9 protein-coding genes and 1 pseudogene (1 of these 10 only partly in view) are annotated in these 20,623 nt (G+C 45.7%); all 10 read left to right on the forward strand.

The annotated features are described in order from the left end of the window. The first annotated feature begins 420 nt into the window (after positions 1-420). Positions 421-1,323, forward strand: a complete 903-nt coding sequence (locus tag GXO74_01660; GenBank protein NOZ60367.1) for an ABC transporter ATP-binding protein — start codon at positions 421-423, stop codon at positions 1,321-1,323. Between the two features lie 49 nt (positions 1,324-1,372). Next, positions 1,373-4,717: a hypothetical protein gene (locus GXO74_01665; protein NOZ60368.1), complete on the forward strand. Its 3,345-nt coding sequence runs from the start codon at positions 1,373-1,375 to the stop codon at positions 4,715-4,717. A 187-nt stretch (positions 4,718-4,904) separates the two neighbouring features. Then, positions 4,905-6,359, forward strand: a complete 1,455-nt coding sequence (locus GXO74_01670) for a TolC family protein (GenBank protein ID NOZ60369.1) — start codon at positions 4,905-4,907, stop codon at positions 6,357-6,359. Between the two features lie 106 nt (positions 6,360-6,465). Next, on the forward strand, positions 6,466-7,626 hold the full coding sequence (locus GXO74_01675; protein NOZ60370.1) for an efflux RND transporter periplasmic adaptor subunit: 1,161 nt from the start codon (positions 6,466-6,468) through the stop codon (positions 7,624-7,626). A gap of 92 nt (positions 7,627-7,718) precedes the next feature. After that, a complete protein-coding gene (locus GXO74_01680) occupies positions 7,719-10,814 on the forward strand; it encodes an efflux RND transporter permease subunit (protein NOZ60371.1) in 3,096 nt (1,031 codons plus the stop codon). 226 nt (positions 10,815-11,040) lie between these two features. Next, on the forward strand, positions 11,041-15,759 hold the full coding sequence (locus GXO74_01685) for an ATP-binding cassette domain-containing protein (GenBank protein NOZ60372.1): 4,719 nt from the start codon (positions 11,041-11,043) through the stop codon (positions 15,757-15,759). Positions 15,760-15,837: 78 nt separating this feature from the next. Continuing rightward, entirely contained in the window at positions 15,838-16,557 is a 720-nt protein-coding gene (locus tag GXO74_01690) for a hypothetical protein (protein ID NOZ60373.1), read from the forward strand. A gap of 81 nt (positions 16,558-16,638) precedes the next feature. Further along, the gene (locus tag GXO74_01695) at positions 16,639-17,094 is read left to right on the forward strand and encodes a hypothetical protein (GenBank protein NOZ60374.1); all 456 of its coding nucleotides are present in this window, start codon (positions 16,639-16,641) and stop codon (positions 17,092-17,094) included. 245 nt (positions 17,095-17,339) lie between these two features. Then, positions 17,340-20,204, forward strand: coding sequence for a S9 family peptidase (locus GXO74_01700; GenBank protein NOZ60375.1), 2,865 nt, complete (start codon positions 17,340-17,342; stop codon positions 20,202-20,204). 125 nt (positions 20,205-20,329) lie between these two features. Further along, positions 20,330-20,623, forward strand: a pseudogene (locus tag GXO74_01705) (carbon-nitrogen hydrolase family protein) (it continues 537 nt past the right edge of the window).

A 20,623-nucleotide genomic window follows, 5' to 3' on the forward strand; every position in this document is an offset into this window, starting at 1 on the left:
AATAATTCCAGACGAATTTTGTCAGAGATGAAACCTTCAAATGCAATATAACAACGTCAGGCGAAAAAGTCAAGCCGAAAGAAAATTTTTCGATTCAACAGGGAAAAACTTTGCTTAAAACCGGAAAGTGAAATTTTGATCAGTTACAGCGGCAAAAAAGAATGTCAAAAATGCATCAGGCGGTATATTTTCTGATGCAACTTTCGGAAAAATTATTCGTTAAAATGTTCAACTAACGTTTGCCTATTATTTTGAAATTTAACATACGCAAGCACAAGTTTTCAGTTGTTTGCTTGTTAAAAGAGTTATGATTGGCAGAGTCATTTTCTGAAGCATTTTCAGGGCAGACTATCCTTCAAGAAACCTTCACCATCTCTGACCAATGATTAAACAGAACGATTGAATAAAAGGGGATTTTAGATGAGAATCAAGATCGAAGATTTAACCAAACAGTACAAAAACGGCAATCTGGCTCTCAAAGATGTTAATTTGGAAATCGACAGCGGAATGTTTGGTTTGCTGGGTCCGAACGGCGCCGGCAAAACGACGCTGATGCGAATATTAGTAACGCTGATGAAACCCACCCGCGGAACGGCGCACTACAACGGACTTGAGTTACGAAAAAACAGACGAGAAATTCGCGCCATGCTGGGTTATCTGCCTCAGGATTTTCGCTTTTTTCAAAAATTAAAAACGTGGGAATTTCTCGATTACGTCGCCAGTCTTTCAGGCCTGCAAGACAGCAAAAAACGAAAACAAGCTGTCGATGAAATGCTGGAAAAAGTCGGCCTCTACGAAGCGAGAGACCGCAACGCCAACAAACTCTCCGGCGGCATGAAGCGACGCCTCGGAATCGCGCAAGCGCTCATCGGCGACCCTAAAATCGTTGTCGTGGACGAACCAACCACCGGACTTGACCCCGAAGAACGAATCCGTTTCCGTAACTTATTAGCCGAAATGGCGGAAAGAGACATCATCATTGTTCTCTCCACACATATCGTCGGGGATATTTCCAGCACGTGCAACAACATGGCGCTACTGCACAACGGAGAAGTTGTGTTCAACGCTGCGCCAGACAAACTGATCGACAAAGCCCGCGGTCATGTCTGGGAAATTAACGCCATCGATAGCGAACTGGAACAAATCAAAGAAAAATATCCCGTCATCTCCACCATTCCTTCAGAAAACGGGTGGGAAGTGCAAATCGTCGCTGACAAATTGGACGATTTCCCGGGGAAACAAATCGATCCCAATCTGGAGCACGCCTACGTCTATTTCATGGAATTTGAAATGGGACAAAAATGGAATGATGATTTGAATTAATTTGTCAAAACAAGGAAAATCCATCAAATAAAATAGAGAGGATTTTGCGATGTTGTCCTTATATAAAATTTTGACCGTCGCTCGCTATGAAATGAAAACCTTGCTGCGAAGCTGGTTTTTTCGTATTTTTTCCATACTTGCCATTCTCATTCTGATTCTCCTCGATATTGGCATGCACACCAAAGTTGGACGGACGCCCTGGTTTATGAACGGCTTGAACGCATCGCTGCCCTACATGGACATTCTGTTGCTGAACGTCGTGCAGGCGATTATCGGCGTTTTTCTGGCGTCCGACTTTCTCAAGCGCGACAAAAAACTGGACACCACAGAAGTTATTTACATGCGCTCTATGACCAACGGCGACTATGTGTTGGGAAAAATGCTGGGCATTTTGTTGGTTTTTCTTGCCCTCAATATTATTGTGCTCATTATTTCAGCCATTTTTCATATTTTTTTCAGCCAGGCAAGCTTTGTTCTCGCGCCGTATTTTCTCTATCCGCTGCTCATCAGCTTACCGACGCTGATGTTTATTTTTGGTCTGTCATTTTTGTTCATGGTAGTCATTCGCAACCAGGCCGTCACCTTCATTGTTTTGCTGGGCTATATCGCCGTGACGCTTTTTTTCCTCGCCAGTAAAGCGCATTACATTTTTGACTACATGGCATTCAATGTACCATTGACATATTCTGATTTCGTTGGATTTGGCAATTTAGGAGCGATTCTCATCCATCGTGGTATTTATTTCCTGTTGGGATTGGGTTTTGTCTTCGCGACAATTTTCATGATCAAGCGCTTGCCACAATCCAGTGCCATGACCCGCTTTTCCGGCGTGTTTTCCGTTCTCTGTATCGCCGCGGCAATAACGCTGGGATTTGTCTATCTCTCCGGGTTTTCTCAGGGGACAGAGCTCAGAAGCGGCATCATGGAATTGAACAAACAGTTCGTTGACAAAGCAGCGGTTCAGCCCGTGCGCTACGACGTTACTTTGCTGCATCAGGGCGACAAAATTGACGTCAACGCCAAGCTCGTTTTCAAAAACGCCACCGACAAAAATATCGACGAGTATCTTTTTACTCTCAACCCCGGACTCAAAGTGAAAGCGGTCAGTTCCCGCTCTGGCAAGATTAGTTTTACTCAGCAAAAGAATCTCATCCTCGTGAATCCGACGGCTCCGCTATCGCCGGGACAAGTTGATTCCTTGACTTTCGCTTACGCCGGTTCAATTAACGAACAGGCTTGTTACCTTGACGCCGACGAAAAGGCGCGTCAGAAATTGTACCGACTATGGATGTACAATGTCGCCAAAAAATTTGCGTTCATTGAGCCCGACTATGTGCTATTAACTCCGGCAGCGGAGTGGTACCCCGGCGCCGGGTTGCCGACCAGCGCACTTTATCCTCAAAAAACGAACAAAAATTTCTTCTCATTCAATTTAAATGTCAAAACAAATCCCAAGTTTACTGTCATTTCTCAGGGAAGAATGGAAGACAAAGGCGACGGCAAATTCGTTTTCACTTCGGACAGGCCATTGACTCAGCGCACGCTGGTCATTGGGAAATATGAGCAGAAATCTATCGCTGTGGATAGCGTGAATTATCGTCTGTTTTATTTAAAATCCCATGATTATTTTTCTTCGTATTTCACCGATATTGGCGACACGCTGGCGGCGCTCATTCGCGACACAAAACAAGACTACGAAAATAAAATCGGACTGGAATATGTCTTTCCTCGTTTCTCTCTGGTTGAAGTTCCCATTCAATTTTTCTATTATCCGCACTTGTGGACAGTCGGCACCGAGGCGGTGCAACCGGAAATGGCGTTGGTGCACGAAAAAGGCATATTAATGAATGGCGCAGATTTTAGCAACCAATTTCGTTGGCAAAAACGGATGACAGATCGCAGCAATCAATCTATCACGCCGGAAGAGCGACAAAGCAACGTTTTTACGCAATTTTTGCGCAGCGGCCTTTTAAATAGCGGGTTTCGGCGCATGTTTTTCGAAGAAAGCATGTTGGGGCTGCATCCCGATTATCACGTTTTCCCCAATTATTTTACCTACGTCAATAATTTCTCATCTTCATCAGCGCCAATTTTTAACGTCGCTTTTGAATCTTATTTGAGCGAGAAAACAAGTAATCCCGTCTCCGGTTTCCGGCGTTTTTTTGTCGGATTGACCGACGATGAAAAGGCAAATCTTGCTCTTGCGAATCAAAGCCTGGAGGAGCTTCTGAAAGATCCTGCCAAAAAAGACATCATCGACGGCGTGCTAAAACTAAAAGGTCAATATCTCTTTCAGTACATTCAAAGTCAAATCAAAGCAGAGAAGTTCGATACTTTTATCTCTGATTTTCTCAGCCAGCACCATTTTTCAACCACCAAAATCTCTGAATTCACGACTGCTTTGAAGCAAAAATCAAATTTTGATCTGATGCCGTATTTTGAACAATGGTACAAAACCAAAAAATTGCCCGCGTTTTTGACGACCAACATCGTCGCTTACAAATTTATCGACAACGATCGCACTCGCTATCAAATTAAATTCAAAATCGAAAACACTGAAGACGTGGAAGGTTTGATTTCAGTCAGCTTTCGCATGGCCGGCGGTCACGGCAGATTTTTTGGCATGGGCAGATCAGGCGCCGACCAGCCGGAAGAAAAATTTTTCCGCATAGGCGCGAACGAAATCAAAGAGATCGGCGTTGTCCTCGATGACGAACCGCGAATGTTGACAATTAATACCTTAATTTCCAAAAATCTGCCGGCTACCATCAGCCGCCGTTTCGATAATCTGGAAATGGACAAAAAAGCAGTCGCCTTTGAAGGAGTCCGTAATTTGAAGGATCATTTGAGATGGATTGAGCCGAACGAAATCGTCGTGGACAATGAAGACGCCGGATTTGCCGCGCTCTCACAACACCAAGAAAGTTTTATTAAAAAATTATTCCGGTCTAAAAACACAGAGGACGAAAAATATATCGGCTTTAATTTCTGGCGTCCGCCGGCAAATTGGCGCGCTACGACCAACGCCGACTTTTTCGGCAAATTTATCCATTCGGCGCATTACCTCAAATCCGGAGACGGAAACAAAAGGGCTGTTTGGACCGCTGAAATTAAAAAAAGCGGGCAATACGACGTCTATTATTACTCGACAAAAATCGAAATGCCCTGGATGCGAAGAGGACGCAGGAAAAACAATTTCATTCAGGACTTCCATTTCATCGTTCACCATGACGACGGAGAAGAAGAAGTGGAGCTTGACATGAGCAACGTAGAAACAGGCTGGTCTCTTTTGGGCACGTATTACATTTCCGCCGGCAAGACTCAGGTCGAATTGACAAATAAATCCAAAGGCAGAGTCGTATTTGCCGACGCCGTCAAATGGGTCAGACATTAATTGATTTGACAGTGGTGATTTTTTATTAACTTAATTTCATGATCGGCAAAACAAAAACTTTTGCGCGAAATAAACTTCAGTCTTCAGCCACCAATTGGCAGAGGACACCGAGAAAAATTAAGAAACAATTGAAGGATTTTGAAAAATGTGTGTCTTAAAAAAAACCATTTTCCGGAAAGTCGGACTCTTGTTCTCAATTCTGCTTTTTTCCACTATTGCATTTGCGCAAGAGCCGCTGACGCTGCACAAGGCGCTGCAGATTGCCATGAATAACAGTCCGCAGATTAAGCATTCTCAACTCAATCTCGAGAGAAGCCGAGAAATGCTCAACGCACAAAAAGCGTCACTGAAGTCGCAATTCAGCCTGTCACTGACGCCGTTCAGCTATACGCACAGTCAGCAATTTTTTGACTTTTTCTCCACCTGGTACAAGAGCGAAAGCAAACAATCAACCAGCCAGTTTATGATCTCTCAGCCCATTCCCTGGACCGACGGCACTCTGTCCTTGATCAATCAATTTGGCTGGCGGGATTCTTACAGCGAGGATCCGACTTCCCGAACAAGCGGCAACAGCAGCAAAACGTACAGCAATGATCTTTACCTCAGTTTTCGGCAGCCACTGTTCACCTACAACCGGACAAAATTGGAGTTGAACACTCTAAAATTAGACCTGGAAAACGCTGCTTTGAGTTACGCCATTCAAAAACTTTTTCTTGAATATCAGGTCACACAAGATTTTTATAATGTGTATCTGAAAAAAGCCAGTCTTGACATAGCGATCGACGAATACAAAAATCGGCAGGAGAGCTACAAGATTATTAAAAACAAAGTGGACGCCGGTCTGGCTGCGCGAGAGGAATTGTATCAGGCAGAGTTGGACATGACCTCCAGCAAGTCCTCAGTGCAAAATTCGCAAACCGAGTTGGAAAACGTGATGGATTCGTTCAAGAAATTGATCGGCCTGTCGATTTTTGACGACATCTCAGTCACGGCGGATATCGCGCACCATCCGGTTGAAGTGAATTTACAAAAAGCGCTGGATACGGCCCTCAAATATCGCATGGAATTGCGGCAAAAAGAGATCGCCGTCGATAACGCCAAATTCAACCTCATTCAAGCATCGGCGACTAATGAGTTCCGCGGCGATTTGAGTTTGTCCTACGGCATCATAGGCACCGACGAAAATGTGAATAGTGTTTTCGACGCGCCGACTAAAAACGAACGTTTTTCCATCCAATTCAACATCCCGCTTTTCGATTGGGGACAAAAAAAATCGCGTATTAAAGCGTTTACGGCTTCGGTGAAAGACAAAGAATTATCCATGGACGACCAGAAAACCGATATCATCATCCAGGTCAGACAGGCGTATCGAAATCTGAAAAACCTCGTTAATCAGATTGAAATTGCCAACCAAAACGTACGCAACGCGCAACTCACTTACGATATCAATTTAGAGCGTTACAAAAACGGCGACATCACGAGCATGGATTTGAATCTGTTCCAGAATCAGCTCTCGCAGGCAAAGATGAATCGCATCAGCGCTCTGATCAATTACAAATTGGAGTTGCTCAACTTGAAAGTGTTGTCTCTTTACGATTTCGAAAAAGATCAACAGGTTGTGCCGCAAATTGAGCAATACTGATAGCTATTTTTCTGCATTGCGTGCGAAAAAAATGGTCGAAAATTTATCCGGATTTGACAAAAAAGCTCATTATTTTTTTAGCTGAAACGTTTTGATTTTATTTTTTATGAACATCTGCAGCAAACGCAAGCCTTATCGTGGTTTCTCTTTTCTCTCTGTGGTCTCTGCGATTCTGCGGCTGAATAAGTATAAAAAAACAAAGGAGTTAAGCGTGAAACTGAAGTCAACAATTTTGCTTTTGGGAATGATCGTTTTTTTGATCGGATGCGGCGGTCAACAGGGCGACACCGGCGCTGAAGTTGCAGTTCCGGTATCCGTGCAAGAGATAAAGAAAAAACCCATCGAAGAATTTCTGACAGCGACGGGTACGGTCAAAGCCATTAAAGAAGCGACATTGAAATCGGAAACATCGGGACTTTATCGTCTCGCGACGAATCCAAAGACGGGAAAGCCTTACGGATTGGGCGATTTTGTGCCGCAAGGCGCCGTAATTATTTATCTTGACAACCCTGAGTTAGAAAGCTCAATTATGATTGAGTCAAAAAAGTTGGAACTGGAAGTATCCAAACAGGAACTGGAAAAACAAAAATCGCTTTACGAAAAAGGCGGTGCAACTTACCGCGATTTGAAAAATGCAGAAAAAAGCTACATGAACGCGCAGTATAGCTATGAGAACGCAAAAATTCAATTGGCAAAACTGAAGATCGTCGCTCCTTTTGGCGGCGTCATCGTTGATTTGCCTTATTTCACTTCTGGCGTGAAAGTGGACGCCGGACAAACAATGGTAAAAATGATGAACTACCGCCGGTTGTACATGGAAGTTAACCTCCCCGGCAAATGGTTAGGTCAGGTAAAAGAAAATCAGCCGGTGCGTGTGATGAATTACACGATGCCCGAAGACACGTTGCCCGGTCGCATCTCTCAGGTTTCCCCGGCGCTGGATTCGGACACGCGTTCTTTCAAATCCACTATTTTGGTAGAAAATCCGGACTGGAAATTGCGACCCGGCATGTTCGCCAAGGCGGAAATTGTCATTGCGCGCAAAGATAGCGCTATTGTAATTCCCAAAGATGTTATTCTGGTGAAACGTCGCGGCAAAACTGTTTTTGTCGCGGAAAAGGGCGCGGCGCTGGAACGAGTGATTTCGACCGGACTGGAGAATCCGGATGAAGTCGAAGTAACCGACGGGCTAAAAGAAAACGAGCGGTTGGTTATCAAAGGATTTGAAACTTTGCGGCATCGGTCGAAAGTGAAAATCATTCGTTAAAATGAACGTCAGAAGCGCCAATTGAATTTTGTTCGCCGACTTTTCTGGCAATCAAAATGAGTTTGAGAGATTTCAAATAAAAAGAAAGAACTATGAGAAAACTAACTGAATTTTCTGTTAATTATCCCATTACTATCCTGATGCTGGTGCTGGCGGTTGTGCTTTTGGGATATATTTCATTCAGCAAATTAGGGGTTGATCTTTTTCCTGATTTGAACAATCCACGAATTTTTGTGGAACTCAAGGCTGGCGAAAAGCCTCCCGAAGAGATCGAAAAACAATTCGTGGAAAGCATCGAGGCGCTTGCCATTCGGCAAAAAAAAGTCGTACAGGTTTCTTCTGTCACCCGGGTTGGATCCGCACAAATTACCGTGGAATATAGCTGGGACGCCGACATGGACGAGGCGTTTCTGGATTTGCAAAAAACGCTGACCAGTTTCACGCAAAATTCCGAAATTGAAGAGTTGGTAATCACGCAGCACGATCCAAATACAGCACCGATCATGTTGCTCGGATTTTCCAATGAAAACATTGACGACATGGACGAATTGCGTCGGGTCGCAGAAAATTATCTGCGCAATGAGTTGATTCGATTAGAGGGCATTGCCGAAGTCAAGCTACTGGGTCAGGAAGAAAAGGAAGTTGTGCTGGAAACAAATCCCTATTTGCTGGAAGCCTATAACCTGACTCCGTCCGCTATCACCAGCAAGCTGCAGAGTTACAACCGAAATGTTTCCGGCGGCTCCATCGTCGAGATGGGGAGAAAATATGTCATCAAGGGAGTCGGGGAATTCCAATCGCTGGAAGACATCAAAAATGTGATTGTCACTTACAAGCAGCCAACCGCGACCAATACCGGTCAAACCCCGCAGACGCGGGAACGCGTACCTGTTTTTTTGAAGGACGTCGCCAAAGTCAAATTGCAGAACAAAGACCCGGAGAACATTGTTCACGTCAACCAAAAACGGTGCATGGGTCTGGAAATTTACAAAGAGACAAAATTCAATACAGTGAAAGCGACCAATGCCCTGCAGAAAGAATTGGCAAAACTGCGCAAAGCGCTGCCAGGCTACAAACTCACTGTCATTCAGAATCAGGGAGATTTTATCAATCAAGCAGTGGACGAAGTCAAGCAAACCGCTCTGATCGGCATTCTGTTAGCGATACTGATCTTGTTTGTCTTTCTGCGCCGCGTCGGCACGACGTTCATTATCAGTCTGGCGATTCCCATTTCCATCATCGCCACTTTCAACTTGATGTATTTCAACGGACTCACATTGAACATCATGACGCTGGGAGGTCTGGCCTTAGGCGCCGGAATGTTGGTGGATAATGCCATTGTAGTGATGGAAAATATTTTTCGAAATTTAGAGTCCGGGCTATCGTTGAAAGAGGCGTCCATCCGCGGCGCCGCTGAAGTGGGCGGAGCAATTACCGCCTCAACGCTGACCACGATTGTCGTTTTTCTGCCCATCGTTTTTCTTCACGGCGCAGCAGGAGAACTGTTCAAAGATCAGGCATGGACAGTGGCGTTTTCTTTGCTCTCATCGTTAGTCGTCGCCATTTTGGTCATTCCCATGTTGAGCGCGCGATTGCTTAAAACGCCGCAGCTCGACGTCGAACAAAAATCGATCCGATTTCCCGGTTACGCGACTTTTTTGTCAAAGATGCTATCCCACCGCTGGAAAGTGATCGGCGCGGCAGCCTTGTTAGTGGCGATCTCGATTTTGCTTATCCCCTTCGTGGGCAGCGAATTCATTCCCAAAACAGACCTGGGTGAATTCTCCATTGAGGTAAAATTGCCTGCGGGAACCGACCTTCGCCGCACCGAGCAAACCATCACCGGCATTGAAAATTTGATCCACGAAACATACGGCGATGAAATAAATTTGATTTACAGCCAGATAGGCCCGGCAGCCTCGGATGTCTCTTCAACGGAAGAATCCATTTTGGAAGATGAAAACACCGGAACTATAAAAATTATCCTCAACGACAACCACAAAATTCCGGCGCAAAAAATAATCGCTCATCTGGGGCAGGTTTTGGGCGATATTCCCGACGTGGAAACCCAGTTCATTCAAGAGCAGACAGCATTACAAGCCACACTTGGCACAGAAGTCGCGCCGATAATTGTTGAAATCAAGGGCGAAGATTTGGACGTCATCCAGGATTTGACCAATCAGGTGAAGAAAAAGGTAGCATCAGTGCCCGATCTCATCAACATCGAGACCAGCTTTGACGAAGGCAGACCTGAGGTCGAGCTTGTTGTCGATCGAATCTCCGCCGGCATGTACAATCTGGGCATCAATGAAATTAGTAGTCAATTGCAGAACTATCTCAAAGGCCGCAGCGCCGGCTCCTGGGATTACGAAGGCGAACTAAAAGACATTACGCTGCGGCTGCCGAAAATGAGCGTGGGCGAACTGGGAAATATTCAACTCAATAACGGCGAGCAAAAGATACCGCTGTCCGAAGTGACAAAAATTCGCATCGAAAATGCGCCAAAAGAAATCAAGCGCCGCAATCAGATTCGCATCGGAGAGGTGACAGCTCACATTCAATCGAACAGGCCGTTTAACCACATCGTCGCTGATATTCGCAATCAACTGAAAGACATCGATTTCCCGACAGATTATAAATATGAAATCACCGGCGAAGAACAAAAACGTTCGGAAGCGTTTCACAATTTGAAATTCGCTTTGTTTTTGTCGATCATTCTCGTTTACATGGTCATGGCGTCGCAATTTGAGTCGCTCATTCACCCGCTCACTATTTTACTCACGATTCCGCTTGCCGGCGTGGGCGCGATTCTGATCTTTTTCCTGTTGGGAAAAACGCTGAACATCATGGCCTACATTGGCATCATCATGCTGGCCGGCATCGCGGTGAACGACTCGATTATTTTAGTGGATGCAATAAATCAGTTGAAACGGGAAGGACTGTCGCGCTGGGACGCCATCATCGAAGCCGGGCAACGCAGAATCAGACCCATCATCATGACCAGCTTGACGACTATTTTGGCGCTGCTGCCGCTGACTTTTGGCTTCGGCGAAGGCGCAGCGCTCCGCGCGCCCATGGCGCTGGCGGTGATCGGCGGTTTGATCACGTCGACGATCTTGACGCTGATTGTGATCCCTTGTGTCTATTTGGTTTTTGATCAAATACATTTTGGCAGCGAACAGAAATAAGCTTAAGACGTGCACCTTTGCACAGTTGTCGTTATTTTGGATTGGTAAAAAATATTTGACGTAAAAGCGCACAAAAAAACGAGTTAATTGTTTGACGCAGGTAAGTCTTAAGCCTATTCTTGGAAATTTTTTATCGGTGGATATCCGCTAAATCCGTGTGCATCCGCGTTCTATTTTTTGTTTATTTTTTTTGTAACAAATAAGGAAAAATTTGTCCATGAACATCATTCGCTTCGTCATAAATCGCAAAACATTCATCACCATGCTTTTTATCGCCGTGACCATGCTCGGTTACATTTCGTACAAACAATTGCCGGTGGAACTGATTCCGGACGCGGAATTGCCGTTTCTCATCATTCAGGTCACTTCTGTTCGGGAAGTTGATCCGGAATACATGGAAAAACAAGCGCTCATTCCATTGGAGGGCGCCGCGAGTACACTGGAAGGCATCGACAAAATTGAATCTTACGCCGACAGACGACGCGGCATGATCACGGTTTATTACAATAAAAATGTGAAAATAAAATATGCTTATTTAAAACTGCAAGAGCAGATGAATGCCGTCAAAAATTCGCTGCCCGAGGAGTTTATTGTCAATGTATTAAAAATAGACACCCAACAATTGTCCAATATGTTCATGTCCCTGCAGGTGCGCGGCAGCGGCGGACTGGATCGTTTGCGGGAAATTATCGACAAAAAAGTCACGCCGGATTTGCAAAATATCGACGGCATCGCCAATGTAGAAATTTTTGGCGGTCGCGAAAAATCCGTGGAGATTATTTTGAAAGAAGACGCGGCGGAAGCATACAACATCACGCCGTCTCAGATCCGCTCACTCATCGCCCAGAACTCGCAAAATAAAACTTTCGTGGGACAGGCTTACGAAAAAGACAAGCAATATTTTGTCAATTTAGTTGCGGAATACACCGACGTCAACGATCTGGAAAACATCATCGTTCGCCGAACCGGCCCTGTGTATTTGAAAGACGTCGCCGATGTTTTTGTTGGTTACAAAGAAGAGACCTCGATCAGCCGCGTCAATGGCAAAGACGCGCTGACTATTCAGCTTGTCCGCGACGCACAGGTGAATTTGATTTCACTCTCCCACGAAACGCAGAAAGTGATCGCCAAACTGAATGAGAAATTAGCGCCGCAGGACGTGGAAATTGTCATCCAGCAAAACAGCGCCGAAGAGATGGAAAAAAATATTGATCTCATCATCAAGTTAGCGATCATTGGCGGGCTTTTGGCTGTGATCATTTTGTATCTTTTTTTGCGAAATTTTAGCCTTGTCGCCGTCATTTCACTCGCTATGCCCATTTCCATTTACACGGCGTTCAACTTTTTCTATGCCTATGATATTTCCATCAACAGCCTGACCCTTGTCGGCATCGCGCTGGCAATCGGAATGCTTCTGGACAATAGCGTGGTGGTGTTAGAAAATATCTATCGGCTTGCCTCGTCGGGAACCAGAAATCTCACCGATTCGGTCGTTCAAGGCACTAAAGAAGTCTGGCGCTCCATTTTTGCGGCGACCATGACCACCGTGGTCATTTTTCTCCCGTTCGTTTTTGCTACGAATTTTTTCGTGCGCTTGATGGGAAGGCACATCTCTGTCTCCATCATTTCCACGCTGCTGGTCTCGCTCATTGTCGCTCTGCTGCTCATTCCCATGGTGACGCATTTCTTTTTGAACCGCTGGAAAAAGACCAGGCCTTCGGGAAGTCATTTCAATATTGTCAATCCGAAAAATCGCCTGCTGCAAATTTATCGCGTCATTTTGAAATCTTCCATGCGTTTCCCGCCGCGGACGATTCTGGCGGCAGTGATCGCTTTGTTTCTCAGCTTAGTCATTTGTCTCGCGTTGAGCGTGGACGTTTCCAGAGAGCCGGAGCTGACTGATTTCAATTTGTACGTGACCATGCCCAGCGGCTCCACGCTCGAAGCGACAGACCTTGTCGTCGCTGATCTGGAAAAACGATTGGCAGATATCGAGGAAAAGCAGGACGTCATCAGCCAGATTTACGAAGAAGAGGCTATTCTGACTATCAAATTAAAAAAAGATTACCAGAAAATAAAAAATCGGACAGTGGCGCAAATCAAGGATGAAATAAACGATCGCATCAAAGATTTCCGCTCCGCTGAAGTCAGTTTTGAGCAGCCTCAGTCCAGCCAGCGCTTCCGCGGCGGCATGGGCCGAAATCCCGGCGCCGGATTTGAGCGAATGTTGGGCATCGGCGCGCAAACGGAAAAAGTAGTTATTAAGGGCAATAATTTTGGCGTCATGACCAAATTGGCTGACGATATTCGTTACTATTTAGAAGATCTCAGCACGATTGACTGGGCGCGAGTAAATGTCAGCGAAAACAGACCCGAAGTTCAACTCTTGTTTGACAATCGGTTGCTCAGTGAATTTAACGTTCCCATTTCCAACGTCGCCGCGGAACTGGCGAGTTTTCAGTCGGAAATCAGCTCCGGGCTCAAATACAAGCAAGGCGTGGACGAGTACGACATCATCATTCGCCGCGAAAATACTGAAGACAAAAATATGGACGATTTGCGGGAATTGCGCATTCGGTCTCAGTCCGGGGGAATTGTCGATTTGAATCAATTGAGCCGCATCGTCTATTCTAGCGGCACCGGGCAAATCAACCGCGTCAATCAGGAAAAAGAAGTTGAAGTTTCCTATAAGTTACTGGATGAAATAAATGGCTCTAAATCCCTGCTCAACGCGGCGCGTCAGCAAATAGACGATCTCGTCGCTAATCTGGAGCTGCCGCCGGGCGTCGCGGTTGAAGTGGTGCACGACGAGCGCGAAATGAACGAATTTTACTTTCTCATCGGCGCCGCTATTCTGCTGGTGTACATGATTCTGGCGTCTGTTTTTGAGTCGCTCTCCACGCCGCTGGTGATCATGTTCTCCATTCCCATGGCTGCCATCGGTTCGTTGTGGGCGGTAATTTTAACGGGAAATTCAATCATCAATCCGCTGACGCTAATCGGTTTCATTATTTTAATGGGTCTTGTGGTCAACAACGGAATTATTTTGATCGATTACACGCGTATTTTGCGCCAGCGAGGCAATCGCAGGTCGCGCGCGCTAATGACAGCCGGCCAGGCGCGAGTCAGACCGATTCTCATTACAGCGATTACGACCATCGTCGCCATGATTCCGCTGGCGATGGGCAAAGCCGAATACGTCACGCAAATCGGCGCGCCGTTCGCCATTACCGTCATTGGCGGTTTGTCTTTGAGCACGTTGCTGACGCTGGTTTTTATTCCCACGGTTTACACCGGACTGGAGACTGCGCTGCAGTGGATGCGAGGCGTGGAATGGAAAACGAAACTGATCTGGCTCGGCGTTTTCATCGCCGGAGCTTTTCTGATCGACTACAATTTCTTTTCCTGGCTCTGGAAAACGATCATGCTGTTACTGCTCATCGTGGCGATACCGCTGACGACCTATTTTGTCAAAGTGAGTCTGCGCCGCGCCAGAGAGGATATTATCAGCCCCGACGAACCATTGCACATTCGCATCAAACACGTAGTGAAAATTTACGATGACTATTCCCGATTTATCCGCGAGTGGAAAAAAGGGAAATTCATCCGACAGCGCGCCGGACTGGACAAAGATTTTCATTCATGGCGCGACTTCGACGCGCTCATGTGGCAAATTCCGTTGCTCGGTTTTCTCATCTATTTTGTCTATTTTTACCTGTACAGCTTTTTCTGGATTTTTGTCATGAGCCACGCCGTGTATTTTTACGGTCTCTTTTTCTGGAAACCCATTCAAATTTATTTGACAAATCAATTTGAGAAAACCGGCAAAAAATATTACCGGCGAATTATTGATTGGTTTTTTCCGGCATTTTTCTGGGGATTTCCTTTGTTGAATTTGGCCATTTTCTATTTCCGCTGGAAAGACATCCCGGCAATCATTTTCATCGCGGTGGTGTGGTATTTGTCGCTCGCCATTTATGTAACTTCCAATAAACTGCACCGCGAAAAAATAAATATCATGCGTCTGACAGGGCGCTTTGCCGGGATCAGAAAGTCTTTTTACCGCTTTGTGCAAATCATTCCCATTATCGGCAAAAAGAAAAATCCGTTCAAGGCGCTGGCCGGAATTTCATTAGAAATCGGCAGCGGCATGTTTGGTTTGCTCGGCCCCAACGGCGCCGGTAAAACTACGCTGATGCGCATCATTTGCGGAATTTTGGAACAAACGCGCGGCACCATCTGGATCAATGGCATTGACCTGAAACAAAAACGGGAAGAATTGCAGGGTTTGATTGGGTATTTGCCGCAGGAATTTGGCACTTACGAAAATATGACGGCCTACGAATTTTTGCAATATCAGGCAATTTTGAAAAATATGTACGACAAAAAACAACGTGACGACCGTGTGGATTATGTGCTGCGCGCTGTCCATCTGGAAGACAAGAAAGATCAAAAAATCGGGGCTTTTTCCGGCGGGATGAAGCAGCGCATCGGGATCGCCCAGACTTTGCTGCATTTGCCGCGCATTCTCGTCGTGGACGAACCTACCGCCGGGCTGGATCCTCGCGAACGGATTCGTTTTCGCAATTTGCTGGTGGACCTGGCGCGGGAACGCATCGTGATTTTCTCCACGCACATTATCGAAGATATTTCCAGCTCGTGTAACATGCTCGCAGTACTCAATCGGGGCAAACTGTGCTATTTTGGCGCGCCGCAGGACATGACTCGCCTCGCCGAAGGAAAAGTGTGGCAATTTAAAATTGATCCCGGCGAATTTGAAACCTTGCGCCGCCAGCATCAGATCATTCACCACATGCGCGATGGCGAGCAGATTCGCGCGCGCTGTCTGTCAGCAGAAAAACCAGTTTCCAATGCAAAAGTCGTTTTACCGACGCTGGAGGACGCCTATCTCTGGCTGCTGCGCAAAACTGAAGGTCATGAATAGCGCGTGGTAACAGCTATTCTATTATTCGAAAAAAATACCTGAATTTTTTAATCGACAACAATCGGAGCAGCAAAGTCCATGAACTCAAGAACTAAAATCAAAAACAGTCTCTCCTTAATCAATAGTTTGGTCAAATTTAATTTGAAAATCATTTTCGCCAACAAGTTTCTCTATTTCCTATTAGCGGCAGTGATTTTCTTTTTACTGGTGACTATTCTAAATTTAGCCAGTTCAGATTCAGAAGTTTCAGAAGGGATTGTTTATTACTGGCTGCTCGTGCCAGGCTTGCTCCTCGTATTTTACCCGACGGTTTTCGGCATCCAAAATGATGTGGACTCGCGCATGATCGAAATTCTGTTCGGTATTCCCAACTATCGCTACAAAGTCTGGCTGGTGCGCATGGCGCTCATCTACTTTGTCGTCGCGCTGATTTTACTAATTCTGGCACTGCTCAGCTCCGTCGCACTGATTCCGATTTCCGTTTTCAGCATGGTTTACCAACTCATGTTTCCCATTTTTTTCATCGGCTGCGCCGCATTCATGATTTCCACAATGGTCAGAAACGGCAACGGTACGGCAGTCGCCATGGTCATCATCGGACTATTTTTTTGGATCGGAACCGGCTTTCTGCCCGACAAATTCAATCTATTTTTGAATCCCTTTTCCGTGCCGTCAAATGTAAACGAAGCGGTCTGGGCAGATACGACATTTAATAACCGGCTCTACATTTTTATCGGAACGATTATTTCTGTGCTGGTTGGGTTAATTATGCTGCAGAAAAGGGAGAAGTTTGTTTGATTTTTATGCGCAGCTTTTTCATTGAGAAAAATGCTATTTTTGATTTGACATTTATTTTATATTTTCCTATCTTTTAACATCATGAAAAAGAAAAAATCAAAAATAACCGCGAACAAAGAAGCGCAACAAATCACCACCCTGGTGAACGACAATTTTTTACAAGCGCTGAATATTTTGGAAGGGCAACTGAATGTACTTCATCTGCGGGCGCAGGTGCTCATGAGTCTCGCCGGGATTGTCATTACAGTCACCGGATTTTCCGGCAGATCAATTGCCGGGACGTCGCTGATTGCACAGATTTTGATCATCGCCGGCTTGGCAACGGTGCTCACTTCCGCGGTGTGGGTTTTTCTGAAAGTAATGACCGTGAAATGGCTGACGGCAGAAAATTTTGCTGAACCGCAAAAAACTTTGATCAAAATAATCGAACGCCGGAACAGAAAGACGCGCGCGTTTGTTAACGGCGGAAAAATTTTGTGCTTCGGGCTGTTTCTTTACGCTGCGGCATTTGCGCTCATGTTGCTCCATGCCCAGTAATAAAAATCCAATCGAATCAAATGTGAACAGTTTCGCGATGCTGCGGCTGTTCATTTCAAAAAACTATTTTGAACAAAAAATTAAATCCATGACATCATTCACCCTTTTGGTTGTGATCTTCCTGGCTCTGAATTTCTCTGCAAAACTCGCTCTAATCCGACAACCGCGGTCGGAGTCTCGTTTCTCTTGTAAAAACAATCTCACAATAAAAAAACTAATCCTTTCAAATCAAAGGAGGTAATTAAATGATTCCCAAAAGGCAATCTCATCGCTATTTCCTTTTCGCGCTTTTCTTGTTCATGCTTTTGGCGACAATCTTTTCCCCGCTAAAAGCGATTGACAAAAAACCGTTGACCCACGATGTTTACGACACCTGGAAATCCATCCAGCGGCCGCAAATCTCGCCGGATGGCAAGTGGATTCTCTATTTGGAAACACCGCAGAAAGGCGATGCATTTTTGGTGGTCAAAAATGTTGATTCGGGCAAAACTTTTCGTCAATTGGTCGGCTTCTCCGGTGACGGCACTAGCGCCCACACCGCAGCGAAACCGAAATTTAACTATGAAGCAACGCATGTCGTTTTCATGATTTCGCATTCCAAAGCGGAAGTGGATTCTCTCAAAAAAGCGAAGAAGAAAAGCAAAAAGAAAAAAATAAAAAAAATGGGCATTCTGGATCTGGTGAGCGGCGAAGTTGTCGTCGTTGACAGCGTGAAAAGCTTTTCTTTGCCTGAAAAAAATGGCAGTTGGCTGGCGTATTTGAAGGAAGCGGCCAAAGACACCTCGAAAAAGAAAGACAAATCCAAAGCTAAAACCGAAGAAAAAAAATCCGAGGAAAAAAATAAAAAGAAAAAAGAAAAAAAGGACGGGACGCCACTGATTGTTCGTTCGCTAAAAACTGGAGCGGAGACAAAATTTCAGCACATCACTGACTATCGCTTCACTAAAAAGGGCGATCATCTTTTTGTTATCATTTCCGATAAAAAGAAAGCAGGCGATGACGGCGTTTACGATATTGGACTGGGAGAGACAGTTTCCGCGGCACAGCCAATTCTCACCGGCAAAGGCCATTACAAAAAATGGGCAACCGACAAAAACGAAACCTATCTGGCGTTTCTGACAGACAGGGACGACTTTGAGGCGGACACGCCGACATTCAATCTGTACGGCTGGAAAATCGGCGACAGAACCGCGACACTGTGGGTTTCGCACAAAGAGACGAAAAACTTTCCGGCAGGCATGGCTGTGAGTGACAAATCCGGCATCTCATTCAGCAAGGATGGCAAAATCGTCACTTTCGGCGTCAAAGAAATCCCGGCACCAGAGCCGGAAGACTCAACCGAAACAGAGACAGCAAAATTTGATCTCTGGCACTGGAACGATCCCTATCCGCAGCCGCAGCAGAAAAAAATGGCGCAGCGTGTCCGCGACAATACGTGGGAGTCCGTCTATTTCATAAAATCAAAAAAATTCGTCAAATTGGCGGACGAAAAATTGCCGGACGTTTTGCTCACTCCAACAGGAAAAATTGCTTACGCCAACAATGGCTGGCCTTACGCGAAACTGGTCGCTTACGACGGTTCTTACTCCGATGTTTACATCGTCAATCCCAAAAACGGCAGCCGAAAATTGATCAAACAAAAATTGTACGGCAGAGCCAGCATTTCCCCGAACGCAAAATACGCCTACTGGTTTGAAAACGGAGATTGGTTCGCCTACAATATCAAAACAAATCGCACAGTCAATCTGACAAAAGGACTTGGCGTCCGCTTTGATCTGGAAGATTGGGACACGCCGAATCCGGCTCGCGCTTACGGCATCGCCGGCTGGACTGACGGTGACAAATCTATTTTAATTTACGACCACTTTGACATCTGGCAAGTTAATCCTGACGGCAAAAATGCTCGATGCATCACTGAAAGTTTTGGCAGAAAAAATAATTTGTCTTTCCGCTACGTCGATCTGGACAGGGAAAAAGACACTGTTGATCCGACAAAACCGATGCTGCTGAAAACGGTGAACACGGAAACGATGGCGTCCGGATTTTATCGGGACAAAGTAAACGGAAACGCGCTGCCGGAAAAATTGTTCATGAGTGATGCCGGACTCGGACGGCGAATTGCTAAAGCGAGAAATGCGGATCGGCTCATGTTCACGTACTCTCGCTTTGATCAATTTCCTGATTTACGGATTAGTGATTTAAATTTTACTATTTTCAAAAAAGTAACCGATCTCGGCGCGCAGATGAAGCCGTACATCTGGGGGTATGCCGAATTGAGAAATTTTCTCAGCGCTGACGGCAAGCCGCTGAAGGGCATTCTGATTAAACCCGAAAATTTTGATGCCAATAAAAAATATCCGCTCATGGTTTATATTTACGAAACGCTGCACGACGGCTTGCATAATTTCCGCAATCCGGCTCCGGGAACAAGCATCAATCCGTCGTTTTATGTGAGCAATGGCTATTTGTTGTGGGAGCCGGACATCGAATACGATACCGGCTATCCGGGACACGATGCATTGAAATGCGTTTTGCCGGGAATTCACATGCTGATTCGCGAGGGAATTGTCGATCCCAAGCGCGTGGGCATCGCCGGTCATTCCTGGGGCGGGTACCAGATTGCTTACATGGTGACGCAGACAAATATTTTTGCTGCAGCGGAATCCGGCGCACCGGTGAGCAATATGATCAGTTCCTACGACGGAATTCGCTGGGGAACGGGTATGGTGCGGCAATTCCAATACGAAAAGACGCAGAGTCGGCTCGGTGCAAGTCTGTGGGAAGTGCCCATGCGCTACATTGAAAATTCCCCGATTTTTTGGGTCGATAAAATTCAAACGCCGCTGCTCATCATGCACAACGACAAAGACACGGCAGTGCCCTGGTATCAGGGAATCGAATTCATCATGGCGCTGCGCCGTCTGAAAAAAGAGGCGTACATGTTCAACTACAACGGCGAACCGCACGGTCTCAGAAAACGCGTCAATCAGGAAGATTGGACAAAGCGCATGTTTCAATTTTTCGAACATTTTCTTAAAGACAAACCTGCGCCGAAGTGGATGACCGACGGCATCAAAGCATGGGAAAAACCGGCGCCTAAAAAGAAATAAAGACAAACTAATCGAAAAATAGAAGGCGGAGTCGCTCGTATTAATTTGGGGGGTGATTCTCTACAAAATTCATATCAGTGACTTCGCGGCTATCTTTTTTGACAAGGGAAATCATGAGCAGAAAAATCAAACTTGCTTTAATCCAACAACACACAACAAAAGATAAAGAAGAAAATCTTGAGCGGGCAGTCGCTGCATTCAGGGAAGCCGCTCGTGAAGGAGCGAGTGTTATTGCTTTTGCTGAGTTGGCTTTCACCCATTTTTACCCGCAAAACCCGGCGACGGGCGATGTGAGTTTGTTGGCAGAGCCCATTCCCGGGCCTACGACGGACATTTTCAGCCGACTTGCCAAAGAAACTCAGACTGTGGTCGTGCTGAATTTGTTTGAAAAATTCCAAGGAAGAACTTTTGACTCATCG

The sequence above is a fragment of the Calditrichota bacterium genome (assembly GCA_013152715.1).
Taxonomy (GTDB): domain Bacteria; phylum Zhuqueibacterota; class Zhuqueibacteria; order Thermofontimicrobiales; family Thermofontimicrobiaceae; genus 4484-87.